The organism is Bacillus sp. FSL K6-1003, assembly GCF_037964945.1.
GTDB lineage: Bacteria > Bacillota > Bacilli > Bacillales > Bacillaceae > Bacillus > Bacillus mojavensis.
Genome location: NZ_CP150176.1, coordinates 1,170,339 through 1,197,073, shown reverse-complemented (window position 1 = coordinate 1,197,073; position 26,735 = coordinate 1,170,339). Strand labels below are relative to the sequence as shown.

At 45.4% G+C, this 26,735-nt stretch carries 33 protein-coding genes; 9 read left to right on the top strand and 24 right to left on the bottom strand.

The genetic code is table 11. From position 1 onward, the window contains the following. The first annotated feature begins 73 nt into the window (after window positions 1-73). Window positions 74-304 carry a hypothetical protein gene (locus NSU16_RS06100; RefSeq protein WP_081638273.1) on the top strand — a complete coding sequence of 77 codons (231 nt, stop codon included), beginning with the start codon at window positions 74-76 and terminating at the stop codon, window positions 302-304. 29 nt (window positions 305-333) lie between these two features. Here the strand turns inward: NSU16_RS06100 and comZ are convergent, their stop codons facing one another. From comZ to NSU16_RS06080, 4 genes are all read right to left on the bottom strand, one after another. Next, window positions 334-525 (bottom strand): ComG operon transcriptional repressor ComZ, encoded by a 192-nt coding sequence (gene comZ, locus NSU16_RS06095; RefSeq protein ID WP_003224559.1) that lies wholly within the window; start codon window positions 523-525, stop codon window positions 334-336. Window positions 526-539: 14 nt separating this feature from the next. Further along, window positions 540-1,493 carry a BMP family ABC transporter substrate-binding protein gene (locus NSU16_RS06090; RefSeq protein WP_010333730.1) on the bottom strand — a complete coding sequence of 318 codons (954 nt, stop codon included), beginning with the start codon at window positions 1,491-1,493 and terminating at the stop codon, window positions 540-542. Between the two features lie 91 nt (window positions 1,494-1,584). Continuing rightward, window positions 1,585-2,148: a hypothetical protein gene (locus tag NSU16_RS06085; RefSeq protein WP_339192304.1), complete on the bottom strand. Its 564-nt coding sequence runs from the start codon at window positions 2,146-2,148 to the stop codon at window positions 1,585-1,587. 83 nt (window positions 2,149-2,231) lie between these two features. Beyond that, window positions 2,232-2,969, bottom strand: a complete 738-nt coding sequence (locus tag NSU16_RS06080) for a hypothetical protein (RefSeq protein ID WP_268446757.1) — start codon at window positions 2,967-2,969, stop codon at window positions 2,232-2,234. A 258-nt stretch (window positions 2,970-3,227) separates the two neighbouring features. Here NSU16_RS06080 and NSU16_RS06075 point away from each other — a divergent pair, with 258 nt between their 5' ends. Then, window positions 3,228-3,413, top strand: coding sequence for a YjzD family protein (locus NSU16_RS06075; RefSeq protein ID WP_010333727.1), 186 nt, complete (start codon window positions 3,228-3,230; stop codon window positions 3,411-3,413). Window positions 3,414-3,458: 45 nt separating this feature from the next. On the opposite strand, the gene NSU16_RS06070 is transcribed toward NSU16_RS06075, so the two are convergent. The 13 genes from NSU16_RS06070 to NSU16_RS06010 all read right to left on the bottom strand — a co-directional run bounded on the left by NSU16_RS06070 (window position 3,459) and on the right by NSU16_RS06010 (window position 16,729). Continuing rightward, complete coding sequence (locus NSU16_RS06070) at window positions 3,459-3,638, bottom strand: YjzC family protein (RefSeq protein ID WP_010333726.1); 180 nt, start codon at window positions 3,636-3,638, stop codon at window positions 3,459-3,461. A gap of 101 nt (window positions 3,639-3,739) precedes the next feature. Then, window positions 3,740-4,696: an ornithine carbamoyltransferase gene (gene argF, locus NSU16_RS06065; protein ID WP_339192303.1), complete on the bottom strand. Its 957-nt coding sequence runs from the start codon at window positions 4,694-4,696 to the stop codon at window positions 3,740-3,742. After that, window positions 4,684-7,776: a carbamoyl phosphate synthase large subunit gene (locus NSU16_RS06060; protein WP_339192302.1), complete on the bottom strand. Its 3,093-nt coding sequence runs from the start codon at window positions 7,774-7,776 to the stop codon at window positions 4,684-4,686. The genes argF and NSU16_RS06060 overlap by 13 nt, the downstream gene beginning before the upstream one ends. After that, entirely contained in the window at window positions 7,769-8,830 is a 1,062-nt protein-coding gene (locus NSU16_RS06055; protein ID WP_339192301.1) for a carbamoyl phosphate synthase small subunit, read from the bottom strand. Before NSU16_RS06055 ends, NSU16_RS06060 begins: the two co-directional genes overlap by 8 nt. 70 nt (window positions 8,831-8,900) lie before the next feature. Then, window positions 8,901-10,058 carry an acetylornithine transaminase gene (locus tag NSU16_RS06050; protein WP_286058729.1) on the bottom strand — a complete coding sequence of 386 codons (1,158 nt, stop codon included), beginning with the start codon at window positions 10,056-10,058 and terminating at the stop codon, window positions 8,901-8,903. Next, window positions 10,055-10,831 carry an acetylglutamate kinase gene (argB, locus tag NSU16_RS06045; protein WP_339192300.1) on the bottom strand — a complete coding sequence of 259 codons (777 nt, stop codon included), beginning with the start codon at window positions 10,829-10,831 and terminating at the stop codon, window positions 10,055-10,057. Before argB ends, NSU16_RS06050 begins: the two co-directional genes overlap by 4 nt. Before the next feature lie 14 nt (window positions 10,832-10,845). After that, on the bottom strand, window positions 10,846-12,066 hold the full coding sequence (gene argJ / locus NSU16_RS06040; protein ID WP_339192299.1) for a bifunctional ornithine acetyltransferase/N-acetylglutamate synthase: 1,221 nt from the start codon (window positions 12,064-12,066) through the stop codon (window positions 10,846-10,848). 19 nt (window positions 12,067-12,085) lie between these two features. Beyond that, a complete protein-coding gene (gene argC, locus NSU16_RS06035) occupies window positions 12,086-13,123 on the bottom strand; it encodes an N-acetyl-gamma-glutamyl-phosphate reductase (protein ID WP_339192298.1) in 1,038 nt (345 codons plus the stop codon). A gap of 204 nt (window positions 13,124-13,327) precedes the next feature. Further along, entirely contained in the window at window positions 13,328-13,867 is a 540-nt protein-coding gene (locus tag NSU16_RS06030) for an MFS transporter (RefSeq protein WP_044156416.1), read from the bottom strand. Next, window positions 13,867-15,297 carry an FAD-binding oxidoreductase gene (locus NSU16_RS06025; RefSeq protein WP_339192297.1) on the bottom strand — a complete coding sequence of 477 codons (1,431 nt, stop codon included), beginning with the start codon at window positions 15,295-15,297 and terminating at the stop codon, window positions 13,867-13,869. Before NSU16_RS06025 ends, NSU16_RS06030 begins: the two co-directional genes overlap by 1 nt. A gap of 58 nt (window positions 15,298-15,355) precedes the next feature. After that, a complete protein-coding gene (locus NSU16_RS06020) occupies window positions 15,356-15,526 on the bottom strand; it encodes a YqaE/Pmp3 family membrane protein (protein ID WP_003224527.1) in 171 nt (56 codons plus the stop codon). A gap of 62 nt (window positions 15,527-15,588) precedes the next feature. Then, window positions 15,589-15,897 (bottom strand): metal-sulfur cluster assembly factor, encoded by a 309-nt coding sequence (locus NSU16_RS06015; RefSeq protein ID WP_014663505.1) that lies wholly within the window; start codon window positions 15,895-15,897, stop codon window positions 15,589-15,591. Between the two features lie 64 nt (window positions 15,898-15,961). Then, on the bottom strand, window positions 15,962-16,729 hold the full coding sequence (locus NSU16_RS06010) for a prolyl oligopeptidase family serine peptidase (protein ID WP_339192296.1): 768 nt from the start codon (window positions 16,727-16,729) through the stop codon (window positions 15,962-15,964). A 119-nt stretch (window positions 16,730-16,848) separates the two neighbouring features. Between NSU16_RS06010 and yitU the strand changes: the two genes are divergently transcribed. The 3 genes from yitU (at window position 16,849) to NSU16_RS05995 (ending at window position 18,114) form a co-directional block, all read left to right on the top strand. Continuing rightward, window positions 16,849-17,661, top strand: a complete 813-nt coding sequence (gene yitU / locus NSU16_RS06005; protein ID WP_339180724.1) for a 5-amino-6-(5-phospho-D-ribitylamino)uracil phosphatase YitU — start codon at window positions 16,849-16,851, stop codon at window positions 17,659-17,661. Between the two features lie 103 nt (window positions 17,662-17,764). After that, on the top strand, window positions 17,765-17,917 hold the full coding sequence (locus tag NSU16_RS06000; RefSeq protein WP_010329347.1) for a hypothetical protein: 153 nt from the start codon (window positions 17,765-17,767) through the stop codon (window positions 17,915-17,917). Beyond that, entirely contained in the window at window positions 17,917-18,114 is a 198-nt protein-coding gene (locus NSU16_RS05995; protein ID WP_003224518.1) for a DUF3813 domain-containing protein, read from the top strand. Before NSU16_RS06000 ends, NSU16_RS05995 begins: the two co-directional genes overlap by 1 nt. Window positions 18,115-18,144: 30 nt before the next feature. Here NSU16_RS05995 and NSU16_RS05990 read toward each other — a convergent pair whose 3' ends face one another. Then, complete coding sequence (locus NSU16_RS05990) at window positions 18,145-18,600, bottom strand: BsuPI-related putative proteinase inhibitor (protein ID WP_339192656.1); 456 nt, start codon at window positions 18,598-18,600, stop codon at window positions 18,145-18,147. 18 nt (window positions 18,601-18,618) lie between these two features. Beyond that, window positions 18,619-19,461 carry a YitT family protein gene (locus NSU16_RS05985; protein WP_010333712.1) on the bottom strand — a complete coding sequence of 281 codons (843 nt, stop codon included), beginning with the start codon at window positions 19,459-19,461 and terminating at the stop codon, window positions 18,619-18,621. Window positions 19,462-19,599: 138 nt separating this feature from the next. Here NSU16_RS05985 and NSU16_RS05980 point away from each other — a divergent pair, with 138 nt between their 5' ends. Next, window positions 19,600-20,454, top strand: a complete 855-nt coding sequence (locus NSU16_RS05980; protein ID WP_339192295.1) for a DegV family protein — start codon at window positions 19,600-19,602, stop codon at window positions 20,452-20,454. Window positions 20,455-20,495: 41 nt separating this feature from the next. On the opposite strand, the gene NSU16_RS05975 is transcribed toward NSU16_RS05980, so the two are convergent. From NSU16_RS05975 to NSU16_RS05960, 4 genes are all read right to left on the bottom strand, one after another. Continuing rightward, window positions 20,496-22,118 carry a M4 family metallopeptidase gene (locus NSU16_RS05975; RefSeq protein ID WP_339192294.1) on the bottom strand — a complete coding sequence of 541 codons (1,623 nt, stop codon included), beginning with the start codon at window positions 22,116-22,118 and terminating at the stop codon, window positions 20,496-20,498. 135 nt (window positions 22,119-22,253) lie between these two features. Then, window positions 22,254-22,547, bottom strand: coding sequence for a DUF3784 domain-containing protein (locus tag NSU16_RS05970; protein WP_010333709.1), 294 nt, complete (start codon window positions 22,545-22,547; stop codon window positions 22,254-22,256). A gap of 19 nt (window positions 22,548-22,566) precedes the next feature. Then, window positions 22,567-23,154 (bottom strand): hypothetical protein, encoded by a 588-nt coding sequence (locus NSU16_RS05965; protein WP_339192293.1) that lies wholly within the window; start codon window positions 23,152-23,154, stop codon window positions 22,567-22,569. Then, the gene (locus NSU16_RS05960) at window positions 23,151-23,498 is read right to left on the bottom strand and encodes a PadR family transcriptional regulator (RefSeq protein ID WP_010333707.1); all 348 of its coding nucleotides are present in this window, start codon (window positions 23,496-23,498) and stop codon (window positions 23,151-23,153) included. The genes NSU16_RS05965 and NSU16_RS05960 overlap by 4 nt, the downstream gene beginning before the upstream one ends. 181 nt (window positions 23,499-23,679) lie before the next feature. Here NSU16_RS05960 and NSU16_RS05955 point away from each other — a divergent pair, with 181 nt between their 5' ends. The 3 genes from NSU16_RS05955 to NSU16_RS05945 are packed head-to-tail and all read left to right on the top strand — an operon-like array spanning window position 23,680 to window position 25,717. After that, on the top strand, window positions 23,680-24,216 hold the full coding sequence (locus tag NSU16_RS05955) for an SdpA family antimicrobial peptide system protein (RefSeq protein WP_229147813.1): 537 nt from the start codon (window positions 23,680-23,682) through the stop codon (window positions 24,214-24,216). Further along, window positions 24,201-25,136, top strand: coding sequence for a sporulation-delaying protein SdpB family protein (locus tag NSU16_RS05950; RefSeq protein WP_010333705.1), 936 nt, complete (start codon window positions 24,201-24,203; stop codon window positions 25,134-25,136). The genes NSU16_RS05955 and NSU16_RS05950 overlap by 16 nt, the downstream gene beginning before the upstream one ends. Then, window positions 25,133-25,717, top strand: coding sequence for a sporulation delaying protein family toxin (locus NSU16_RS05945; protein ID WP_168747398.1), 585 nt, complete (start codon window positions 25,133-25,135; stop codon window positions 25,715-25,717). The genes NSU16_RS05950 and NSU16_RS05945 overlap by 4 nt, the downstream gene beginning before the upstream one ends. 54 nt (window positions 25,718-25,771) lie before the next feature. Here the strand turns inward: NSU16_RS05945 and NSU16_RS05940 are convergent, their stop codons facing one another. Continuing rightward, the gene (locus tag NSU16_RS05940; RefSeq protein ID WP_010333703.1) at window positions 25,772-26,620 is read right to left on the bottom strand and encodes a S1 RNA-binding domain-containing protein; all 849 of its coding nucleotides are present in this window, start codon (window positions 26,618-26,620) and stop codon (window positions 25,772-25,774) included. Between the last annotated feature and the right edge of the window lie 115 nt (window positions 26,621-26,735).

The window sequence follows — 26,735 nt, the reverse complement described above, 5'->3', positions numbered from 1 at the left end:
CACATGGCAATATATTCGTCTAAACTATCAGTTCAACTTACTCATAGAGTATGGTATATGGAAAAGGAGGCGTATGCAGGTGGATGTGTTTTCAAAAATGATGTTCGGCGATAACGCCAAACAAAAAACAGAAAAAGAAGAAGTGCAGGAGGAGGAGGTTTCCCCGACCAACGAAGAAGAGACGATTGATTACATGTATATCATGAACCAAATCGGTTCGATTATGAACTCTCTCGATCAAATCAAACCCGCTCTGAAGGAGCTCGCACCTATGGTATCCGCTATTAAAAAGAAAATCATGTGAAAAGCCACTTTCGAGAAAGTGGCTTCTTCTTATTCGGTTTCAGATTTCGCGTCGGATTTACCTAGCTCGTAGGCTTCCGCCATTACCGTTGTAAATAAATTCATAAACGGCTGAATGGCCTCCATCGACAGTTCTATTCCCGATTTTTCCAGCTGCTCTTTCGCTTCAGGCAGATATTTCATTGCAATTTGCAAAAACTCAAGTGATTTTTCGTGCTGCATGTGACGTCACCCCGTTACTCGTTTTTTGGCAGTTCACCTGTTTTGTTATACATTTTGACCAGTTTGGCGATTTTTTTCTGAAAGTCTTTGTCCACAAGCGGACTGAAGGTTCCCATTTCGACAACTCGGCTTTTCAGATCGTAATAGTGATCGCCGCCTTTTAAAGTGCCTTTGTCGAATTGCTCAGCTATGATTTCATAGGCCTTGTCCACATTTTGCACCGTGCTGGTTAACACGGTGTTCTCGCCAAGATCGGATTGATCTGTGACATAGCCGATCGCATATAGGCCGTCTTTTTTGATTTGCTGAATGACAGGAACATTATACCCATCTCCGGCAGGATACACAACATCTGCGCCTTCGTTCTTCATTTTTTGATAAAGGTTAACCGCAGTCGAATCATCATCCCAGTGATCCGTATATTTTGTATTCACTTCTATATTAGGATCTTCATACTTAGCCCCTTTTATAAAGCCGTCAACTTCTGGCTGCCATGTAAAAGAAGCGATAACACCGACCTGATTGGTTTTTGACATATGGGCAGCGGTCATTCCGCCGAAGAAGCCGATTGCTTCCCCGCTGAGATGGACGCTTGTGACATTATCCGCTTTTGCTTTTGCATTTGAAATCACAAACTGCATATCCGGATAGTCTTCACTGACCAAGTTAAATACTTCTTCAAACTCACTTCCATGGCCAAAGAGGAGATTGACGCCGCGCTTATGAAAATCTTCAATCGCATTTATAATATCTTCATCTGTTTTTACGCCTTCTTTATAGTAGACGTCCACATTGTATTTAGACTGTATATTCAATAATCCTTTATACCCTTTTGTGCCCCATACGAGGTCATTAATCGTATCAGGAAAGAGCATGCCGACCTTCTCAATTTTTCCTTTAAACGGAGTTTGTCCACATCCGCTTAATAAAAGGAGGACAGAAAAGATCATGACAAGCCTTGTGATCAAGTCATGTTCAACTCCTTTTTGACAAGCTATAACATGTATTAAAATGATATGTTTATTGTATCTAGAAAACTCGAAACATGGAAGGTTTTTCTTAATATTTGTCGAAAATTGATGGAAATTGTCTTTTCCACTCGAGAATTTTTGTTTTCGCTTCATCTTTGGAGGTTTTTTTAGTGATTTGCAAATCAAAAATGGAACTTTCGCCAGGATCACGGCCGGGATCTAGCAGGAATCTCAACAGCTCGTCAGCTACATCTTCTGTATAAAAGCCCTCTTCCTCCTGTTCTTCTTTCCACGGCCCATACATTTTCGGAAGAATCACCGCTTTTTCTGAACCTGTCTTTTCACGTTTCTCCCACTCTTTTCGGTCTTGTTCATATACCAAAACATAAGCTGATTTATATTGATCCAAAGGCAAAAAGCCGCCGCCATATTGGATACAAATTGTATCATATAATTGATCCTCAATGTGCTCAAGCTTCCGAAAGTGCTCATTTCTCCCAAGCCACATGAGTCTTTCCTCTAAGTACATTTGTCTGCTTTCATCATCTGTTTCAGCCAAAACGACATCGACGTATATGCCTTCATCCATCATTCGTTCGCATAAAGAAAGGCCGAAAAATTCATCCGCCCCTACAATCAGCGTTGATTTCATTTCATCTGCCGCCCTTCCGGTTTTTCATTTTATCCAAAGCAAAACAGCCTCCGCAAAAGAGAAGGCTATTGTTATTGTATTCTTTATAGCTCTTTTTCATGACTGTGAAAGAATTTGCAGATTGATGCATAAATCCTGCTTGGGTGCTCAAATAAATGAAACGTTATGTCAACCGGACAGCCTTGTTTTCGCTGCTGTTTTTCCTTAAATACCTCCGCATGCAGGCTGTACGGATACGGAGATCCGGTCATCCTCTGCCATATATGAACCGGTACGCTGCTCGGATAGGTTTCGATTGTTTTATAACGAAGTGAAGCCGCTTCTTTTTCGGGGATTTCGTAGCTTTCCGATACTTCCTTCAAAAATTGCTTATAGAAAAATTTATTTTCTTTTTCTGATTCATAATGTGCCTGAAGATCGAGACAAGGATTCAACATCGCGGCTGATCGGATATGATCCGGGGAAAAACGAAGCAGTTCATCGGCCACGAGAGCGCCCATTCCTTCTGCTAATATATGAATCTTCGGATTGAGTATTTCCTGCTTCAACACGAAATGTATCAGCTGCTTGGCATAGGTGACCGCTTTTTCCGCGCCCCAGTGCCTTCCGAACAGATTGCTGTTAAAAATGGTATAGCCTTCGTCCCTCAGCATATTTAAAAGCTGATTTCTGCCGTAATGCTGAAGCCAAAAGCTCGAATCATTACCGACAAAGTGGGTTCTGTCTCCGAGGACAAAGATACCAAAGCCGTTCGGACGATAGGGCAGATGAATCACGTTATGCTCCGTTCCCAATTGAAAATACCTTTCCGTTATTCCCATCGCTTGCCCGCCTCCTTTCACACTTCATCTCACGCTATCTTATGTAAAAAGAAAAGAAACGAATAAGGTAAAGTCCTAGCCTTTCTATGTTTTGGCTATTATACCAATTGACGATATTTATTTTTTATATTTTACCATTAAAAATGTGACGAATCAGACTCTTTTGTCACCTCACTTTCTTCTAAAATTAGATTCCCCCTTGGCTTTATGTATGGTATGATAACTTCTAGAATAGAATGAGAAGGACGAGGTGGAAACGTGCGATTTATTATTGCTTTTATTTGGACGTTCCTTTTATCGCATATGGCATGCTATTTGATTGCCAGCATGAACAGTGTAGCGTATAACTTCACAACATCATCCGTAATTGCTGTCGTTTTATATGTGCTGATCATGGCGCTAGCAGCAATCATGCCTATGAACAACAATGCCAGCCAGCATTAATAAGCCAAAAACCCAAAACATATATTGTTTTGGGTTTTTTCGTGATCACGGTTTTCTTTTATACGTCCACAGGCGGTTGTGATTAGATGTTTCAGGAAACATATCTCCTGCAGACAGATGGACCTTTTGCGGATTTTTGACCATACTCCCCGTCTCGCCGATTTCTACATAGACGCCGTTGTTGGGCGCTTTTTGCCCGGGCCGGAATTGATGCTGCTGTCCCACTATTTTTCCTCCTTTTCCTTTTTCGTGTAGTATGCGCCTAAGCGGGTGTGAATATGTTTCCATAAAAAAACTGCTGAGAGCCGGCTCAGCAGTTTTTTCGGTTATTCTCCGTTGTATAGGATCGCCTTTAACAGCGCTTTTTGCACATGGAGGCGGTTTTCGGCCTGCTGGAATACAGCGGAATTCGGACCGTCAATAATCTCCGCCGTCACTTCTTCTTCACGATGTGCAGGAAGACAGTGCAAAAATGTATAGTCAGGTTTAGCATGGCTGACAAGCGATGCATTCACCTGGTAAGGCGAAAAGACTGATAGACGCTCTTGCTCTTCCGCTTCCTGTCCCATGCTAGTGAATACATCTGAATAAATGACGTCCGCATTTTTTACGGCTTCAATCGAATCAGCTGTAAGTGTAATGGAAGCACCTGATTGAAGGGCCGCTGCCTTGGCTGCTTCCACCGCTTCGTCTAACACTTCGTATCCCTCAGGTGAAGCAATCGAAATATCACAGCCCATTTTTGCGCAGCCGATCATCAGGGAGTGCGCCACATTATTTCCGTCACCGATATATGCGACTTTCACACCTTTGAGATCGCCTTTGATTTCCTTGATCGTCAATAGGTCCGCAAGCGCCTGACATGGATGATATTTATCGGTAAGTCCGTTGATAACTGGAATATCAGCGTGTTCAGCAAGCTCCTCCACCGTTTCATGCTCGAAGGTACGGATCATGATTGCATCTACATAGCCTGAGAGCACTTTTGCCGTATCAGCCACCGTTTCACCGCGGCCCAGCTGCAGATCTTTCTGGCTTAAAAAGAGGGCATTTCCGCCAAGCTGCGCCATTCCGGCTTCAAATGAAACACGAGTCCGCGTGGATGATTTTTCAAAAATCATCGCAAGGGTTTTGCCTTGAAAAATAAGCTGAATTTTGTTTTGTTTCAGTTCACTGGCTTCAGCAAGCAACGCGCTGATATCCTGTTCACTGAGATCTTTTAGCGTTAATAGGTCTTTTCCGAATAGACTGGTTTGCGTTTCTCCCATATTCACTGTGTGCATGATGCCACTTCCTTTTTATAAAGATCTCTGAGGGAAACAGGGTGCGGACTGCCTGATCCGCTTTGCAAAAACGCCCGTACGGTTTCCTCTTCAGTAAAGACGGTAATGCCGTGTGTCATGGCTTCCAGACGCTCTTTCCGTGCTTCTTCAGAGCCGTTTAAATTGATATGAAGAGCTTTTTCATCCTGTTCCATCCATGAGGCGAATGTACCTTCATGAACTGTAAAACCGGCGTTTTCCGCTAATGTCTTCAAATCTTCCGGTCCGTTTTGCAAATAAATGCTTCCTTTTTGATTCCAAACACGCGTGTAGATTTTCTTCAAGGCGCTGTCGGCGTCGTATGCAACACACATGCCTTCTCCCGTCGATTTCATTTCCGGTCCAAGCTTCACATCTACATCTTGAATGGCATGTGTTGAAAAGACCGGGAACTTTACAGCAACGCCGTGGTGATTTTGAACTGCCGGGTTTACATCTTTTAGAGATGCCCCCGCCAGAAGCCTTGTGGCGAGCGGAATCATCGGAACGCCCATGACTTTGCTGACAACCGGAACTGTACGGCTCGCTCTCGGATTCACTTCAAGGACGAGAATGTTTTCGTTATCGATCACAAATTGGATGTTCATAATGCCTTTAAACGAAAGCTTTCGGGCAATTTTTTGTGCAGCATCTTTCATTCCTTGCTGCAATTTGTTTGTGACGGAAGGCCCCGGGAGAACGGCAAAGCTGTCCCCTGAGTGGACGCCCGCCCGCTCAATATGTTCGGTATATGTCGGGATAAAGACTTCTTCACCGTCGGAAATCAAATCAATTTCGACTTCTTTTCCTGACACGTACTGATCAATTAAAATGGGGTACGGCATGCTGTCTTCTCCGTCCAGCAGCTGAGAAAGCGCAGCTTCCGAGTCAACGATAATCATACCCATCCCGCCAATGACATAAGAAGGACGGATTAATACCGGATAGCCGATGCCGTTAGCTTTCTCTGCAGCCTCTTCTTTTGTATAGGCAATTTCTCCTTTAGCATGCTGCAATCCGAGTTCATCAAGAAGCTGATAAAATTGATCGCGATCCTCTAACACGTCAAGCGTTTCAAACGATGTGCCGAGAAGCGTGATTCCGGCTTTTTCGAGCGCTTCAGCAGCATTGATCGCGGTTTGGCCGCCGAACTGCACGATCGCAAAGTCAATGGTTTCCTGCTCCGCCACGTTTAATATGTGCTCCGTTGTCAGCGGTTCAAAATACAGTCGATCCGCAATTTCATAATCTGTGCTCACGGTTTCCGGGTTGTTGTTAATCATAATCGTTTCGAACCCAAGCTTTTGCAGCGTTAACACCCCATGAACAGCACTATAATCAAATTCAACGCCCTGGCCGATGCGGATCGGTCCTGATCCGATAATCAGCGCGCGCTTTTTCTCTTTGCGGCTGATGTCTCCATCGGTTTCTCCGAAATACGTGGAGTAAAAATAGTTGGTTTTCGCATCAAACTCAGCTGCGCAAGTATCAACAATTTTGAAGGAAGGCGTAATCCCCTTCTCCTTGCGAAGAGCGCGCACCTCTTCCTCTGTCTTGCCGATAAGCGAGGCTATCGTTGCATCTGAAAACCCTTTTTCCTTTGCCTTTTTTAATAAATCAAAAGAGAGGTCGCTCCCCGCTTCCATGATCTGATTTTCCAGCTTGATGATATTGTTAAAGGTATGAAGGAAAAACGGGTCGATTTTTGTTTTTGCATGGATTTCTTCTATCGATATCCTTCGGCTTAACAGCTCCATCACAACGAAAAATCTTCGATCGTCAGGTGTGATTGCCAGTTCCCAGAGCGCTTCAATTGATAAGCCGCCGAGCTCGGGCAGATGCGTGCCGACGTTTTTCAGCTCAAGGGAGGCTGCCGCCTTTTGGATTGCCGCTTCTATATTACGTTCAATCGCCATCACTTCTCCGGTGGCTTTCATTTTCGTGCCGAGCTTGCGGTCCGCGTTTTTGAATTTATCAAACGGCCAGCGCGGAAACTTGACGATGACATAGTCCAATGCCGGTTCAAAGCTCGCATAAGTGGAGCCTGTAAGCGGGTTTTTTAATTCGTCAAGCGTGTATCCGACCGCCAATTTCGCAGCCATTTTCGCAATGGGATAACCTGTTGCTTTTGACGCGAGAGCAGATGAACGGCTCACACGCGGATTCACTTCTATAACGTAGTATTGCTTGCTGAACGGATCAAGCGCAAACTGAATGTTGCAGCCGCCTACGACATCAAGTGCCGAAATGATCGTCAGACTTGCCGTCCGGAGCATTTGATAGTCTTCATCAGTTAATGTTTGTGAAGGCGCCACTACGATTGAATCGCCTGTATGCACACCGACAGGATCGATGTTTTCCATATTACAGACGGTAATGCATGTGTTGTTGCTGTCACGCATCACTTCATATTCAATTTCTTTAAAGCCGGCAATGCTCTTTTCTACCAGGCATTGATTGATCGGGCTAGCCAAAAGGGCTTGCTTGATCATGGCGGTAAATGCTTCTTTCGTAGGCGCGATGCCCCCGCCTTTTCCGCCTAACGTGTAAGCAGGCCGGATAATGACCGGAAAGCCGATCGATTCCGCAAAGCGAATGGCGTCGGTTTCGTTATCGACAATTTCGCTCTCTGGAACTGGCTGATTCAGCTCGTTCATTAAAGAACGAAATTTCTCCCGGTCCTCTCCTTTTTGGATTGTATCCACGGATGTACCTAGAAGTTTGACGCCGTGCGCCTTTAGGATACCCGCCTCTTCAAGTTCAACCGCTAGATTCAGTGCAGTCTGCCCGCCTAAATTGGCCAAAAGTCCGTCGGGCTTTTCTTTCTTAATAATGTCTGTTAAGCTTTCCGCCGTGAGCGGTTCAAAATAAATGTCATCCGCGAAAGCTTCATCGGTCATAATTGTGGCCGGGTTGTTGTTGACGAGAATAACCCGATAGCCTTCTTCCTTGAGCGCGATGCACCCTTGAGTGCCTGAATAATCAAATTCCGCCGCCTGGCCGATGATAATCGGGCCTGAGCCGATTACTAATATGCTTGAAATACTGGTGTCTTTAGGCATGGGCGATTTCTCTCCTTGCTGGTATCACATTCTTTAAATAATCATCAAAAATCCATTCGCTTTCCGCCGGCCCGGGATGGGCTTCCGGGTGGAATTGCACACTCATGACTGGCAGCTTTTTATGGGAAAGCCCTTCAACTGACGTGTCATTGACATGGTGGAATCTGATCGTCAGCTCTTCTTGGTTGATGGATTTTTCATCAACCACATAGCTGTGATTTTGGCTGGTCATGAAAACCCGCTTCGTTTCACGGTCGATGACCGGATGGTTTGCGCCTCTGTGTCCAAACGGCAGCTTAAACGTATTTCCGCCAAAAGCGAGCGCAATCAGCTGATGGCCGAGACATATGCCGAGCGTCGGAAAACGGCTGACGATGTTTTTGATTTGTACCATATACGGTGTAATGGCTTTCGGATCTCCGGGTCCGTTGGATAACACGACACCGTCCGGCTTTATGCCGTAAACAGTTTCCATTTGCTGATACGGTATAACGGTGACCTTGCAGCCTCGTTTCACGAGTGATGATGCAATTGATTTTTTATAGCCAAAGTCAATGAGAGCGATATGTTTATTTCCTTCGCCGATTGTGCTGATGTCCTGTGCTGCTGCCTGTTCTGCGACGTTCTCAGGCTGCAGAGCAATCTCAGCCGCTTCTTTAGAGGCAGTGACAGACGCCCCCATCGTACCGTTCGCACGGATTTTCTTGACGACAGCCCTCGTATCGACATGGGATAAAAGCGGGATGTTCCATTTTTTCAGATATTCCTTAAGGCTGTATACCGCTTCATGATGAGAAAAATGATCGCATGCCTCGTAAACAACAGCTGCTTTCACTTGCGGTTTTTTGCTTTCAAAGTCGTTTTCATTAATGCCGTAGTTGCCGATCAGCGGATACGTAAATACGATAATCTGTCCTTTGTATGACGGGTCTGTCAGCACTTCCTGATAGCCCGTCATTCCTGTGAAAAACACAGCTTCGCCCGTGCAGTTTTCATGTCCGTCCAGTTCGCCGCTGAACACTGTTCCATCTTCTAATACTAAATAACCTTCCATCTAAAAGCCCACCTCTTGATGAATAATTAATTATAAAAATGAATTTTTATGCTTTTATATCGAAAAAAATTTACAAATTGACAGCGGAATGCTGTGCAATCGCTTGTTTCAGCTTGCTGATGGCTTCTGTTATTTCATCCTTTGTCACGGTGAGCGGCGGCAGCAGACGAATCACGTTCGGTCCGGCCGGCAGTACGAGCAAGCCTAATGTCTGCAATTCAGTAATGATGTCTGCAACCGGCCCATCACACTCAATTCCAAGCATTAATCCTTTGCCGCGGATTTGCCTCACAAAAGGACTCTTCAGTTCAGCCTCCAGCTGATCTTTCAAAAACGCACCCTTATCAGCAGCCTCTTGCAGAAATTCAGGCTGGAATACAACCTGCAATGTTGCATTGACGGCGGCCATCGCCAGCATATTCCCTCCGAAAGTCGTTCCGTGAGACCCAGGAGTAAACGCTGCTCCCAGCTCTTTCTTTCCGATTACCGCACCGACTGGAAAGCCGTTCCCCAATCCTTTTGCAGCTGTGATGATATCAGGTGAGAGGCCGAAGTGTTCGTATGCGAAGCCTTTTCCTGTCCGTCCAATACCCGTCTGAATTTCATCTACGATCAGAAGCGCCTGCTTTTCCTTGCAAAACGACTGTACGGCTGTTAAAAATTCTGCACTGGCCGGATTGACTCCGCCTTCTCCCTGTACGGTCTCAAGCATGACCGCGGCTATGTCGTCTTCCCCCCCAAGAGCGTCAAAAGCGGCAGGATCATTGTACGGGAGGTAGTGAAAGCCTTCCAGCATCGGGCCGAAGCCTGTTTTGATTTTATCCTGTCCGGTAGCCGCCATCCCTGCATAGGTGCGGCCGTGGAATGATTGGAGAAACGTGATGATTTTCGTTTTTCCAGTTGCCTTTCGTGCCAGCTTAATCGCGCCTTCATTCGCTTCCGCTCCGCTGTTGCAGAAAAAAACGAGATCTCCGGCACTGTTTGCCGCTAACTGCTGTGCCGCTTGCTCCTGAAGACTGTTTTCAAACAGATTGGATACGTGCCATACGCTGTCGAGCTGTTTTTTAACCGCTTCTGTGACCGCTTCATGGCAGTGGCCTAGGTTGGAAACCGCAATCCCTTGAATGAAATCGAGGTATGTTTTGCCGTTTTGATCCTCAACGCAAGTTCCCTTCGCTTTCTTTATCTCGATGTTCCACCGACCGTAGGTTTGAAACAAGCTGCTCATGAAACAGCCTCCTTTGCTTTGACGATTTTTGTTCCTTCAAATGTTTGATTTGAGAAAAACGACCCTTTTCCGTTTACGATCATCACTTCTGAAACCTGATCCGATAAAGCTGACAAGGCTGAATTGACCTTCGGTATCATCCCGCCTGTGATCACTTCCTGTTTGATGAGAGTCTGAATTTCCTCAGGGGTCAGGATGTCGAGACGCTGTTTTTCCTTCATGATTCCCTCTACGTCTGTGACGAACATCAGCTTATCGGCTTTCAGCGCCCCGGCGACCGCCGAAGCCGCAAGATCAGCATTGACATTCAGTGTTTTGTAGTCGCTCGTCAAGGACAGGGGCGCGATAACCGGAATGATGCCTTCATCCATCAGCGCATTTACCATAGAGGCATTAACCTTTTTAATTTCTCCGACTTCGCCGTATGTGTCCCGATCGAGATAGTCTGCTTCGAGAAGGCCTCCATCCTTGCCGGACACTCCCGCAGCCCGCAACCCGTGTTTGGCAAGCTCGGCAACGAAAAATTTATTGACTGAGCCGGACAGGACCATTTCAGCCACTTCCAATACCGGTTTGGTTGTTTTCCGCTGTCCGCCTGAGAACTCTGTTTTGATGTTTAACCGTTTCAGCATATGTGTAATTTCCGGTCCGCCGCCGTGCACGATTGCCAATTTCCATCCTGATTCCATCAATTCTTTCAGGTTTTGAAAAAATTCTTCCGACAGCTCACGGATGACACTTCCCCCGCATTTAAAAACGATTGTTTTCTTCATTGTGCTCCCCTTTATTACGTGCGATAGCTCGCATTAATTTTGATATAATCATAGGTCAGGTCACAGCCCCATGCTCTTCCGTTCCCGTCCCCTTCATGCATCTTGATGACAATGGCAATCTCGTCTCCTTCGAGGTATTCTTTCGCGAGAGATTCAGAGAATGGCTGAGGTTCGTTGTTTTTAAACAGGCATTGGCCCCCGAGATAAACCTCTACTTCTTCAGCCTTCACCTGGGCCGCGCTGTGCCCGATAGCCCCGATGATGCGCCCCCAGTTTGCGTCTGTTCCGTACACAGCTGTTTTTACGAGGTTCGAACCGACAATTTTCTTGGCAATTACGTTTGCATCAAGATTGTTTTTTGCCCCTTTTACTTGGGCTTCGATTAGTTTTGTCGCGCCTTCTCCGTCTCTGGCAATCTCCTTAGCCAAATCTTCGCAAGTCATAAGAAGCGCTTTTTTAAAGAGCGGCCAGTCCTTATGATCTTCCGTAAGGCACTCATTTTCCGCGCAGCCATTTGCCATGACCAATACCATGTCATTGGTGGAGGTTTCTCCGTCAACTGTAATTTGATTAAAAGAGACGTCAGTGATGTCGCGAAGCACTTTTTGCAGCGCTTTTTCTTCGATTGCCGCGTCTGTTGTCACAAACCCCAGCATGGTGGCCATGTTTGGGTGAATCATTCCGGAGCCTTTAGCCGCTCCGCCGATGGTGACTTTTTGACCGCCCATTGTCAGTTCATAGCACGTTTGCTTGATGACGGTATCTGTCGTTAAAATCGCTTCCTCGAAATCTCCCGATCCCGCAGGTGTTTGTTTCAGGAGCTCGATGCCTGCCAGAATTTTTTCCATGTCTAAATATTCGCCGATGACGCCCGTTGATGAAACAGCGACAAACTCCGGCTCAATACCCAACTGTAAAGCGAGGCTCTCCCGCATTTTGTATGCGTCCTCTAAGCCTTGTTCCCCTGTACAAGCATTGGCAATAGCGCTGTTGACAATGACTGCTTTCAGAGCTGATCCATGCTTTAAGCTGTCCTGTGTGACTTTAATCGGAGCCGCCTGAAAGTGGCTTTGCGTATAAACTGCTGCGCTCACTGCCGGTGTCTCGCTGATGATGACACCAAGGTCTTTTTTCGAGTAGCGCAGTCCGCAATGCACACCCTTTGCCTGAAATCCTTTCGGCGAGGATATATCACCTTTTACTTTCACTATTTGATCTTCACTCAACTGAATCATGGTTCGATTCTCTCCTGTTCTATGGATAAATTGGTGTCATGGTCAGACCTGTCTCTTCGTTCCAGCCATTCATGATATTGAAATTTTGTACTGCCTGCCCGGCGGCACCCTTCATCAGATTATCAATTACAGATACGATCGTTACCCTGTTTGTTCTTTCGTCGAGGGTAACGGATACATCGCAGAAATTGCTGCCGAACACTTCCTTCGTTTGCGGATAATGCCCCATAGGCCTCACTCTCACAAAATATGAATCTTGGTAAAATTCCGAATATAAATCGTGCAGATCTTCTGCAGATAGATCAGATGTTAATTGCGTATACATCGTCGCCATGATTCCCCTTGTCATTGGAACCAAGTGAGCAGAGAATGTAATAGCCTTCAACTCTGGCTGCCATTCTTTTAACGTCTGTTCAATCTCGGGGGTGTGCTGATGTTCATTTACTTTATAAATTTTAAAATTGTCGTTAAGCTCAGAAAAATGAGTCCCCATGGACGCTTTCCTTCCCGCGCCGGAAACGCCTGTTTTCGCATCAACGATAACGAACGATTCATCAAGCAGCTTTTTTTGTGCCAAAGGCGCGAGGCCTAGCAGTACAGCCGTCGGAAAGCAACCTGGATTGGCGATGAGCTTCGCCTGCTGAATGTTTTTTTGATTCAGCTCTGAAAGGCCGTAAACCGCCTCTTGAATTGTTTCTTTTGGTGCCGCTGTCCGTTTATACCACTTTTCATATACAGCAGGCTCTTGTATCCTCAGATCACCTGACAGGTCAATAACCGGAATTCCCGCCTCTGCAAGCTGCGGAGTCAGTTCACTTGATACTCCCGGGGGCGCAGCAAGAAACATGACATCGATTTCCTGTTTGATTGTATTCATATTAATGGGCTTCAGCTTCTGCTCAGCCAAGCCGGTTAGATGAGGGTAAACATTACTATAGACCTTTCCTTCTCCGCTGGATGAATAAAGTATACATTCTTCTGCATGAGGATGATGTGTAAGAATCCTGACAAGTTCGGCGCCCCCATAACCCGTAGCACCTACAATTCCTATTTTCAAAACGAATTCACCTTCTTGGTCTTTGTGAAATTATTTAACATTATAACATGAATAAAAATTAATTCAATCGTATATTTAATATTTTTATTCATTTATAAATTTTCTGTTCAACAAAAAAATCCACTCTTAAAAAGCAAACAGAAATCGCTTCAAATTGTTGTTCCAGCGCCTTTTGCAGCTGCATAAAAAAACAGGCTGACCGTGTCAGCCTGTTTTCATCATCATCAATCCGCTTAGAAAATATAGAATAGAGCTTGTATAAAAAATCATTTGCACCGTGAAAAAGTCGGCGAGAAAACCGCCGAGCATAATAGCAGCCGCTGAAAAAACAGCGGTCCAAAAATGGTAATTCCCAATCTTTTTTCCGCGTTCCCCAGTGTCTGTAAAGTCGGCGATTAATACTTTTTCTCCGTGCTTTTGCATCGCCCCAAAGAGACCTAACAGCACTTGCACGATGTACACTTGAAGAACGCTGTTAACATGCGGGACATACAAAAGCAGAACCGCCATGCCCCATGAGTTCGCAAGCAGATAATAGCGGCTGTCGATCCTTTCAGACAGCCGCCCGAGGAGCGGGTAAATGAGCGCCCCGCTCAGTCCGAATAATCCATAGGAAAACCCGAACTGCGTATAGCTTGAGCCGATATTTTTCACAAACAGAATATAAAACGGAAAAATTAAACTGCTTGCGAAAAACACGCTGCTTTGTGAAAGTGTCAGCCATTTTAATTTGTTTTTCCCCATTATTTATACCTCTGATAAAAGTAATTCATAAACCGCTCATCCGGATCGTACGTGCGTTTTTTCTGAAAAAACGCTTCGGTTTTCGGGTACGCCTGTCTCATTTGCGCTTTTGTCTGATATGTCATATACGGCAGATAATAGCTTCCTCCGTGTTTGAGCGCAACGTCTGTCATGCGCCTGATGATCCGAGCAGTGTCAGCCTGGTCTTCTTTTAAGAAGCCCTCGTTGATTAAGAGCACGAGCGAAAACATATCTTCCTTCGCATAAGACAGGTCGGCCTTTTCGTTTTTTTGCACATATCGGATCGTGATATTAAGCAGATTCAGGTCTTCATGTGACAGCGTTTGTCTCAGGTCATCAATATAGGAAGCGTACTCCTTCACCGGCACAAAGTATTCCTGCAGCACGTCTGTATTTTCATTGTTTTCGTATTCGAGAAATTTTGATTCTGACCGCATGACGTTATTGCGTGAGATCTTTGTTCCATTTTGGCTTAGAAAATAGGATTGCTGGGTGTTCCAGAGCCAGTTTCTGCCCCACTCGTACCGTCTTGACAGGCCGAGCGCGAATTTCGTCACTTGTGTATGCTCGTCTTCTTTGAGATCGCTGTAAGATGTCAGCTGATTCTGCTCCTCTGCTAATGTGTAATTTGTGACATACATGTCTTTCAGAAATCCTTTTTCTGCTGTTGAGATGCGCGCCAGATGCATGCGGACACCGGGATTGCCTTTGACATGCTTTGCAAAATAGTCGGCGTATGTACTGTAGTTCATTTTTTCTGTTTGCATGACGTACAGCTCGTCATCCGTTAATTCAAGCTCAACATCGAGAATCACGCCAAAAAGACCGTACCCGCCGATGACTGCTGAAAACAAGTCATCTTTTGGAGTGACGGTGACAATTGAGCCGTCGGCTTTTAATAGGCGGAATGATTTGACTGTATCAATCAGCGATCCGTAGCGAATATCACGCCCGTGGGCATTGGCGCTGAGAGATCCTCCGATTGTAAAAATATTTTGTGATTGCATAACTTTTACCGCAAGCCCGTATGGATTCACGTATTTCTGTATGTCATTCCACGTCGCCCCGCTTTGGATCCTGATAGTTTTTTTCTTTTTATCGAAAGCGAGGATTTTGTTGTAGCCTGTCATGTCGAGAACGATGCCGTCCTCGTAATATGTATGGCCGCCCATCGAATGCTGGGTTCCGGCTATTGAGATTTTTATGTTTTTTCGATTGGCCTCTTTGACTGTGTCAATGAGGTTATTTTCTTCCTGCCCTTTCACTGTCTGCTTAATTTTCACCGGCATCAAACGGCTGACATCCGTCATCTCGCTGGAGTCGTTTTTTTGCTCCGAGTGAACAGAGTACGCAAACAGGGCAGCATACGCACCAGTGCACAGCGCGAATGCAAGCAATTTCTTTTTCATGGCGCTCTCCCTGTTTTTTATGGCCATTATACCATGTTTGCGTCCTCTTTTTTCCAGATTAACGTCTTGCCCGTTTTTCAGCGCGGCGGTCAGCCACGATAAAACAAGCGTGAATGGCGCCCGGCAGCCAAAAGATACATGTCAAAATGAGATTGAGCAGTGCCTGAAACGGCTTCCCCGTAAACAAAACAGCAAGCGGCGGGCATAGAACGGCAAGCAGGTACATCATTTCGCTTCACTCCTTTCAGTTTTAAAAAGGACAGCCTCACAGTAAGGCTGTCCTCTTTTGTTTTATTGTATGCCAAGCGCAATTTTTGCATATCTTGACATTTTGTCACGAGTCCAAGGCGGGTTCCACACAATGTGAACTTCCGTCTCTTTCACTTCTGGAAGGTCCGCTAACGCTTTTTTCACTTCATCCACGATAATTGGCGCTAAAGGGCAGCCCATTGATGTCAGTGTCATCGTAACGTGCGTTAAGCCGTCTTCATCCATATCAACATCGTATACTAACCCGAGGTTCACGATATCAACGCCAAGCTCAGGATCGACAACCTGTTCCAAGGCGCCCATAATGTTTTCTTTTAATGCTTCTTCCACGTTCCCTCACTCCTTTTTTTATACAGTATAACGTAAATCCGGACAGTGTTAATACCTTTGTGCTTTATAAATGCGTTTCAAACCATTCAACGGTTTTTAACACAGCTGTCCGCGGCACTTTATGATCCGCTCGTTCATCCGCAATAAACTGGAGACATTCCGGCTGCTCGCGATAATGAGATTTAATCGTGTCATAAAATTTCCGGGTCGGCGCGTAAGGCACGACTTGATCTTTAACACCATGCCAAAATAAAAGCGGACGCTGCTGCAGTTTCTCTGGCTGGCGGCTGAGATCCCGCATTTTAAGGCGCTCCATGAGTTCCTGCACCCTTTCCTCCGGCACATCGATATCAATGCCCTGAGATTTGATGTGGTCGATCTGCTGCTGGAACAGTTCAACATAATTCGGGCTTCCCATCAGACTGACGCCGGCTTTTACCCAATCATAAACCGTTAAGGCGCCAAGCGTTGTAATGCCGCCCATAGATGTACCCGCAAGCCCAATACGGCCGCCGTCTATCAGGCCTTCTTTCTCAAAATGATTCTTAAGTACATCAAGCTCTTCAATCTCGTTTAGCACGATGTCCCAAAAATAGCCGGCCAGCTTCTCAACAGCTATATGCTCTCCGCGTTCGCCATGGTGCAGCGCCTCCGGTAAAACAGCTCTGAAACCTTTTTCTGCAAGAAGATAAGCAAAATGAAGGTTGTGTTCCTTGGCGCTTGCAAAGCCATGTATAAAGAAAACAAGAGGAACGGCACGGTGCCTGTTCTCTTCTTTTACAATATGTAAAAACGGGATGCCGGAAACGGTTTGATTTTCAATTTGAATCACAATGTCCCCTCCTTAGGATAACCATAATCATAAGTGTAACATGTAGACAATAAAGATGGTAAAAAGCTACACTGTCATTAAGGCAGCTTACGCAAAATCTAAGGTTAAAGGAGCTTTTCATGGAGACAAAACCCTATGTAATCGCATTAGATTTAGATGGAACATTATTAAAGGACGATAAAACAATATCAGAAAACACCCTTCAAACGATACAGCGCCTAAAAAATGACGGACATTACGTCTGCATCTCCACCGGCCGGCCGTACCGTTCAAGTTCCATGTACTATGAGCAGATGAAGCTGACAACGCCAATTGTCAATTTTAACGGAGCGTTTGTCCATCATCCGCAGGACGACAGCTGGGGACGATATCATACCTCGCTGCCGCTTGAAGTTGTCAAACAATTAGTGGATATCAGCGAAAGCTATAACGTACATAATGTGCTTGCCGAAGTCATTGATGACGTGTACTTTCATTACCATGACGAGCACTTGATTGATGCCTTTAACATGAATACAACAAATGTGACGGTCGGAGACTTGCGGGAAAATCTCGGTGAAGATGTTACATCCGTACTCATTCACGCAAAAGAAGAAGATGTACCGGCCATACGCTCCTATTTATCGGATGTGCACGCCGAGGTGATCGATCATAGAAGATGGGCCGCGCCGTGGCATGTTATAGAAATTATTAAAAGCGGCATGAATAAAGCGGTCGGCCTGCAGAAAATCAGTGATTATTACGGTGTGCCGAGGGAACGGATCATCGCTTTCGGAGATGAGGATAACGATTTGGAGATGCTTGAATTCGCAGGCTGCGGCGTTGCGATGGGAAATGGAATTGATGAGGTCAAGCAGATTGCCAACCGGACAACGGCTACAAATGAAGAGGACGGCGTGGCAAGATTTTTACAAGAATATTTCTCACTTTAAAGACCGCCCATTTTAATTTTTCCCACTCATAAACGTTACTTCGCCCCACCATACTATTGAAGACGACTCATCTCGTCAAAGTATGGAAGGGGGCAGTCTCACAATGGGTAAACGAAGCAAATCTAGAAGGTTTATTCACCAGGGTAAAGACTCCATCGGGCAACACGCCGCAAGATTTCCATATCGGTCTACTTTAGAAGAAGCTCACCAGCATGCCGCGGCACGAGACTCGGCTGAAAGGCAGTATGAATATTAATGAGAAACGAACTGTTTCAGCAGGCGAAATCATTTGTTCAACAGGCTGTCATGGTGACAAACGGCTTTGAGGAAGGCGATCAGGAGCAAGCGATTCTGAGGGCCAAAAATGCTGTGTCTTCTGCGTATGCCAATTCGACAGATGCGGAACGTCAACAGCTTCATCAATTTCAAGATCAACTGGATAAATTGCAATAAAAAAAGGCTATGGCGAATCGCCATAGCCTCTTATTTGACTTCAAATTGCTGAACAGCCTGAACCTGCTTGAGATTTTCCGCTCTGCCCTTAAATGTTACCTTCACCTCGTAAGTTCCCGGCTCAGGGACTTCCTTCCACTCATCAGTGAAATCATAGGTTTCTCCCGGTTCAAGCGTCAGGTTTTGAAAAGCCTGTGTAAACATTTTGTCTTTTGAATAACGGTATCTTTCTTTGTGATCTGAATCGTACACGACAAGTTCAAATTTTTGTCCCGTGCTGAATTGAAACTCCACACTGCGTTCGCCTTGGTTCTTCAGTGACATGTTAAACTTGATTTGTTCAGGCTCCTGAATTGCGTCAACAGATAAAACAACCTCTTGATTCTCCATTCCGCCTGATACCTCCTTATCGGGTTCTGTCCGCTCATGTTTCCCGCAGCCCATTAAAAGCACCACAGGCAAGAGCATCACAAGCAGCCGTTTCACGACTTCCACCTGCTTTCGTCAGTCTTTTCTAAAGAAACCAAAAATCCCGGTCGTTTGGACAATGTTTGTAAATGCTTTCGGGTCCACTTCTTTTACGATTTTTTCTAAATCGTACAATTCATACCTCGTGATGACGATAATCATCATTTCTTTCGGTTCGTTTGTAAAAGCGCCTTTGGCTGGGACAGTCGTTATACCCCGCACCATTTTTCCATAAATGGCTTCTTTAATTTCGTCCGCTTTTTTCGTCACAATCATCGCTGTCAGTTTCATATGCCGGGTATGAATCGCGTCGATCACCCTCGTTGTCACATACAAAGTAACAAGGGTATATAAAGCTTTCTCCCAACCTTGCAATAATCCTGCCGTCAGAATGATAATCCCGTTCAGAATAAAGAAATACGTGCCGACGGGTTTATCCTTCCACTTGGCCAGTACCATAGCGACGATATCAAGACCGCCTGTCGAAGCGCCGTACTTTAATGTTAAACCGATGCCGACCGCGGAAATGACGCCGCCGAATACCGCGTTTAGCAGGATGTCATGAGACAGTCTCATTTCCGGCAGGATTCCCATAAACAACGTGGTCAGTGCGACACTCAAAATGCTGTACACCGTAAACGATCTTCCGACCTTCAGCCACCCTAAAATACCGACCGGAATATTTAAGAGGAACAAGAGCGTTCCCGTCGATATGTAGAAGGGGGCATATTGGTCAACGACGCTTGATAAAAGCTGGGCGACACCTGTAAATCCGCTGGCATATACATCTGCTGGAATCAGAAATAAGTTCAGCCCGGCCGCATTGAGTAAAGCCCCGATGATGACGATGAGTAATTTTTTTGTTTGATCTAGTACCATGGCATGTTCCTCCGCTCATTCTTCTTTATTATGTTTTCCCTTAAAACAAATATTTGAACACGATTTTGAGTAATTAATATGATATAGTTGGCTTAAATCACATGATAACGAGCGATAAATGGAAAGAAGGGAAGCAAAATGACAGTTCACCTCATTGCTGACAGCGCGGCTGATCTGCCTCGTTCTTATTTTGAGGAAAACGGCCTTGGCTTTATTCCGCTTAGAGTTTCTCTCGGCGACAAAGAATATGAAGATGCAGTCACGATCCATGCGGAACAAATATTTGAAGCGATGCAAAATGGGGAAGCGCCCAAGACGTCCCAAGCCTCACCGCAAACCATTAAAAATGTATTTTTGCAATATGCCGAAACAGGAGAGCCCGCTCTTTACATTGCTTTTTCCTCAGGGCTCTCCGGCACCTATCAGACAGCCGTCATGATCGCCAATGAAGTGAAGGAAGAATTCCCCGATTTTGATTTGCGGGTGATTGATTCCAAATGCGCTTCATTAGGCTACGGTCTGGCCGTCCGGCATGCACGCGAACTCTGTATCAACGGAAATACAATACAAGAAATCGAAACGTCTGTAAAGAACTTTTGCGCACAGCTTGAGCACATTTTTACAGTCGATGATTTAACGTACCTCGCCCGGGGCGGCCGAATTTCAAAAACGTCCGCTTTTGTCGGCGGTCTGCTCAATATTAAACCACTGCTTCATATGGAGGACGGCAAGCTTGTGCCGCTTGAAAAAATCCGCGGACAGAAAAAGCTGCTCAAACGGATTATCGAATTAATGAAAGATCGAGGAGACAATTGGAGCGATCAAACCGTCGGAATCAGCTATGCCGCTAACGAAGGAACAGCCAATGAAATGAAACAATTGATCGAAGACGCCTTCAAGCCGAAAGACATCATCATGCACTCCATCGGCTCTGCTGTCGGATCCCATTCCGGACCCGGCACACTGGCGATATTTTTTCTGGGAAGGTCATAAAAAAACAGCCAGGCTGAAAAGCCCTGGCTGTTTTTTCATTTTTATTGGATTCCGACTGCGTCATATGCCTTTTCGACAGAAGCTGATTGCTTCGAGCCTTCACCGTATAAATCTTTGGCAGCTTCGATTGCCGCTTGCCTCATCATGCTGAAGTCTGAAGAAGGCGTGACGTAATATGTCAAAGCCCGATAATAAATTTGCTCACAAGCTTCACGCCCGATCCCCTCTACCCGCACATCATGGTGCACGCCGCCTTCCGCGAGAAGATATGCCGCTTTATTGTGGATCGACGAATTGATATGCACCCCGCCGTAATCCTCTGTGCCCGTATAACGGTTTGAATAATGATCCGGATTCCCCTGCTTGGAAGGGTCCTCTAACGAACGTAAAGCATCCCCGCGTACATCCGGCGTATATACATCCTCGCCGATTTCCCAGTCATCCCGGTCTGTCATCGCCGCCATAATATCAGAAATGGATTCGTTTAATGCGCCGGGTTCTCCCTGATATAAAAGACCGGCGGAATACTGGGTGACCGCGTGTGTCATTTCATGCGCCACAATGTCGAGCGATCCGGAAAGCGGCTTAAACTTTGCGCCGTCACCATCCCCGTACACCATCTGCACACCGTTCCACGCCGCATTGTTCCACTGTTTTCCCACATGTACGGTAGACGTAATTCTTGCTCCGTTTTGATCGAAGGAATGGCGGCCAAACGTGCGGCTGTAATAGTCGTAAACCGTTTGCGCGTTTGCATGGGCATCTACAGCCGCCGGGTCTTTAAATACGGACGTGCCACTGACCACTTCTTTGCCTGTATACCCGATCAATTGAGACAAAAGGGTAAATAAGGTTTCGTTCAGGTTCTTTGCGTCAAAAGTATTTATCCCTTTTCCCCTTGTTTCATCAGCCAAATAATAACGCCCATTCTGTTCAGTTACTTCAAAGCTTTTTTCTTCTCCTGATACGCCAATTCCCGTACCTGCTGCTTCATGAATGGCATTGAAAGAATCAATGACCTTTCCGCTTTTGGCATGAATGAAATAATGCCAATATCCAGGTTCAGGTTCAGACGTCGAAAGTCTCACAAGGTAGGCAAGATCATATGCGCCTTCGTGCGGATAAATATATAATTCGGCTTTCGGTTCCCCGTCAACATACTCGATTTTTCCAATAGATGCCTCAATCGCACGGCGCGCTGTATGTATGGCTTTTTTCTTGGATACAGACGGTGTGACAGATATGTCATTTAGTTGCGGGTGCACCTTCCCGAAGAAACTTTTCACTTGTTTGTTTTCCTTCATCGCGACCGCCTGTCCAAAGCCGTAAACAGGAATTCCTTTATACACTTCCTCTAATTTAAAAAACGTTTGTTCTGTCTTTGGATCCTTTATGGTTTTCGAAATGCGAAAATGGCTGTTCGCATTTCCTTTGAGCTTAAAATGCGTTTGGTGCTTGTCCAGATATGAAAATAGCGCTTCTTTCTGCGTTAGGTTTTGAGCTGGCTGCCATGATGGCTGTGATTTTTCGATGATGTATGAAGGGGTTTGATACGTATGGTCGTATTTGATGCTTTGATCTGCTGAGGCATTTGATGCAAAAACACATTGAGCCGCCGTGCATAAGCCGGCCATGAACAGAGATGTTTTGAACAGTGTACGCAAAACACCACATCCTTCCTGTTTTGGAACCTATTTTTTCGTTCATCCTAACAAAAAAACCGAAACTTGTATGTGGTGCTTCGTTCCTATTTTCAGGAAAAAGAAAGAAGGACAGAGATTCGCTCCGTCCTTCAGCTCCTATTCTACCAGTTTTTTATTCACATAAATAATAACCCCTGCACCATATGCCAAAATAAGCGGCGGAATCAGCTGCTCCTGGCCTTGAAATGAGATAAAGCTGTTCAGCAGAATGAACAAACCGGAATTCAAGAAAAAATAGCCTGCTATTCTGGCCAGCCGATCCTTATCCCGGATACGTGCCTCATTAAACCCCGCCAGCATCCACGTCTGTTTTTTGATCCCGACCAGATAAGCTACCACAAAGAATAAAAGCGAAATGACAATTAATAGATAATTGATGCTGATTTCCATATTACAGCCTCCTACAACATTACTTGACGTTTAAAAACAGAAAAAAAGCGGCACAGCTAACCACAATCAGCAGAAGGACGACGAATGCATTGATGAGCGGCTGCATAAGAAGCAGAACAGCCAAAAACAGCAGATACGCCGCACCGATCCTGGAAATCGTGACAATCTCATGTTGAGAGCGCATTTTGTTTTTTCTTACACCCGCAAACATCATTACCTTCTTCCGTTTCCATACATAGCCTGCGAGCACCGCCAAATAAAGAGCCAATGGCACATATCTGTATGAGGGCGGCAGCAACGGCAGGAGTATGATTACAGCAATAAGAAAGACCGTAAGTCCGCTTTTTCCTAACACAGAACCCCTCCGTTTCTGTTCCTCCCCTTCACCCATCATCGCTTCGGCAAGCTCTTTCGGATGAGAAAACTCAGTTTCGACAGCTTCCCGCAGATCCTCCACACTATGGCCCGCATTCATTCTGTCTTGTACAAAAGCGGTTAAATGGCCCTTCAATTCGGCTATCGTGTTTTCTCTCTCTACTTCAGGCATATTCGTCAGCTCAGCGTTTAGTTCCTCCGTATAGCGGTCAATGATGTGCTGTGCATTCATAGCAAATCCCCCGATAAGGACAATAAAGCTTGATGGGTTTCCAGGTATTTCTCCAGCCGTTCTTTTAACATCTCTTCTCCTTTTTGCGTCATTTTGTAGTACTTCCTTTTCGGGCCGTCCAAAGAATCTTGCCAAAAAAATTCGACCCAGTCCTTCTCCGTCATCCGTTTTAAAATCGGATATATCGCACCCTCCGAAATAGCCAGTGCCGGAGTTGTTTTTAAGGACGATGTCAATTCATAACCATACATCGGCTTTGAGCGCAGCAGGGATAAAATGGCCAGCTCGAAAATTCCTTTGCGAAATTGAACAATCCAGCGGTCGTTAATTTGATTCGTTTTCATGGTTTAAATATATCGAAAAAACCACTATATATCAATGACATATAGCAGTGAAAAATGTCCTGTTTTTTCATTTAACAAAAATGGAATTTCTCCTACTTTCTAACCTTTTTATTACAAAAATGTTTTTATATGATGAAAAGTAAGAAAAGTGAATTTCGTCAGTTTAAAAAGGAGCAGTCGAATGCAGAAATCGATATCATTTTTTATCATTTTTTCGGTCCTCTGGGGGTCTTTATTTCTGTTTTCAATCATTGGCAGCTTAGGGACAACCCCGATTCCGCTGACAAAGGACTCCAAATTTCTCATGTCCAGCGTCATTCCTCAGGGCTGGGGCTTTTTCAGCAAAAACCCCCGTGATACCGCCATCGGCTTATATGAGGATGGAAATGCCACCGCCAAGGTCAGATGGCCCAATATGAGGGCTGATAACCTATTCGGCCTGTATCGTTATGGGCGATCGCAGGGTGTAGAAATGGGTGTTATCTACAGCCAAGTCGGCAAGGAACAGTGGACAGAATGTAAAGAAACGGACCTGAGTGCCTGCAAAAGCAAAGCCAAAACCGTTCAGCTGCAAACACCGGCACCCCGCCCGTTGCTTTGCGGCAGCTATTATTTAACGAAAGAGGATATCGTTCCGTGGAGTTATTCTAAATACACCGCTTCGTCTTATCAGATAAAAAGCATAGTCAAGGTTGTGATCTCATGCTCGAAAACATAAAACAGACCATCACCGGATGGGACGAGAGAAACCCGTGGACAAATGTATACGGACTCGCGCGAAGCATCATTGCTTTATCCAGCCTGCTGACGCTGCTCGTCAATCATCCGAGCCTCATTATGAAGCCCGCCAGCGGAATTAGCAGTTATCCTGCTTGTAAAATGAATCTCAGTCTCTTTTGCCTCGGCGAAAATAACTATATGATGTTAAATCTGGTCAGATGGATCTGCATTGCCATTCTGGTGCTTGTTGTGATCGGGTGGCGCCCTAGAATCACCGGGATTCTTCATTGGTATGTTAGTTACAGCCTCCAGTCGTCGTTAATTGTCATCGATGGAGGCGAGCAGGCGGCCGCAGTTATGACATTTTTGCTCATTCCTATCACGCTGACCGATCCGAGAAAATGGCATTGGAGCGGAAGGCCTGATGATGCAGAGGGCCAAAGAACAATTGGAAAAATCACAGCATTTATTTCTTATTTTGTCATCAGGCTCCAAGTGGCAGTGCTTTATTTTCACTCTACTGTTGCTAAGCTGTCTCAGCAGGAATGGGTGGACGGTACAGCCGTCTATTATTTCGCCCAGGAAAAAACCATCGGCTTCAACGGCTTTTTTCAGGCATTAACGAAGCCGTTTGTGACTAGTCCGTTTGTGGTGATTCCGACATGGGGGACGCTTCTCGTCCAGATTGTCATCTTTGCGGCACTGTTCGCGCCGAAGAAGCATTGGAGATTGATTTTAATCATCGCTGTTTTTATGCATGAGATATTCGCGGTTATGCTGGGTTTAATCAGCTTTTCAATCATCATGGCCGGCATTTTGATATTGTATCTCACTCCAATTGATTCCACGTTTCAATTTACATATATTCGCAGACTGAAGTGGAATAAAAAAGAAAAGAAGGGAGAGGTTTCAGTTTGAAGAAGGCGTTTCTCGTATTTTTGTCGGTTGTATTGGTGACGACAGTGTTTATGGTGAAGCAGCAGGAAAGTGTAGCACAGGCAAAGCAGCTTCAGTATTCGGGTGAAGAGATTTTTAAAGGGTTTGTGTTCGCTCAGGGTGAAGTGGGCAAACAGCTTCCAGAGGTATTTAATAAAGCCATGACTGACAAACTCAACACAAAACAGGCAAAGGCTTTTGCCAATCAGGTTGTTGCTGATATTAAAAAAGAGGATGCTGACTTTTTTGACAATCTGAAGAAAGCTGTTTACAGCAAAGATGCAATGAAGGTGGATGAACTGCTGAAAAAAGCGGGTCAAATCGTTGAAGAAAAAGTAGAAGCTGCAAAAGAAATTGCCGCTTCCAAGGATGATACGTCCAGAGTTCAAGCTGAACTCGTCAACACGGTCGAAACCGCTAACTATTTCTATTATGTTTCTTATGTTGCCGCAGCTGGTGCGCTGATTCTTGTCATTCTTGCCATTGATATTACTCCGATCGCAATTTCAGACAATGTGGATCGCGAAATGGCAATCAGAACGCTGGTTGATGAATTAAATTAGAAATAAAAAACGGCTCGCTCCGCAGTTCTGCTGCAGGCGAGCCATTTTCATGCGCTATTTTTTCTCGTATGTCCAGCCGTCTTCCTGATACACTTTTCCGTTTTTCATTAAGTGGCCGAGCGCCCGTTTAAAGGCGGCCTTGCTCATGTTAAAACGTTCTTTGATATCATCAGGCTGGCTTTTGTCGCTGTACGGCATGGCGCCATTTCTTGTTCTTATATACGTAAGAATATACTCGGCATCAACAGACAGCGCATCCTGCTTTCTCGGAAGTAGCGACATATTCACTGAGCCGTCTTCCTTCACTTGAATCACTCGTCCTGTCACTCTTGAGCCGAGTCTTGGCTCTTCTTTTCTTTCTGATGAATGAATAAAACCGCGGATTCCGTCATCCGTAATGATGAACGATCCTGAAGCGATCAGCCTGTACACCGTTCCGGTCAGCTCTTTATTCATCAGGTCGTCTGAAGCGTCCGTAAACAGCTCGCTGATGATATCCTCCGGTGCGGGTTTGGCAAACATGCGCCCCCGATTCGTCACCTTCAGCATACAGTAGAGCTTATCCCCTTTTTGCGGCCAAACATCTTCATACGGCGGCAGATGCTCTGTTGCGACAAGCGCGTCTTTCGAGAGGCCGACATCGACGAATACGCCCATATCCTCTACCGTGTCCACTACCTCTACCCAACCGTATTCATCCGCGCTGATGACCGGAATTTTCATCGTTGCTGCAAGCCGTTCCTGCTGGTCAACGTATATAAAGACCTCTACCTCATCTCTGTCTTCTATATCCTCTGTCACTTCACTGTTATGTAAGAGAATCGTATCTTCTCCATCGGTTAAAAAGTAACCGAAGTCAGTTTCGTGATCTATACTCAAGGTTAACTGCTGCCCTGGTCTCATGCTATCGTCCTTCCTCTTCCCGCTGATTTCACTGCGGATCTTGTTAACATTTTTTCCAATCATCACAAATTGATTCTTTGTTCTGTTGGAAGTTTCTCTTTATTCTACTATAATC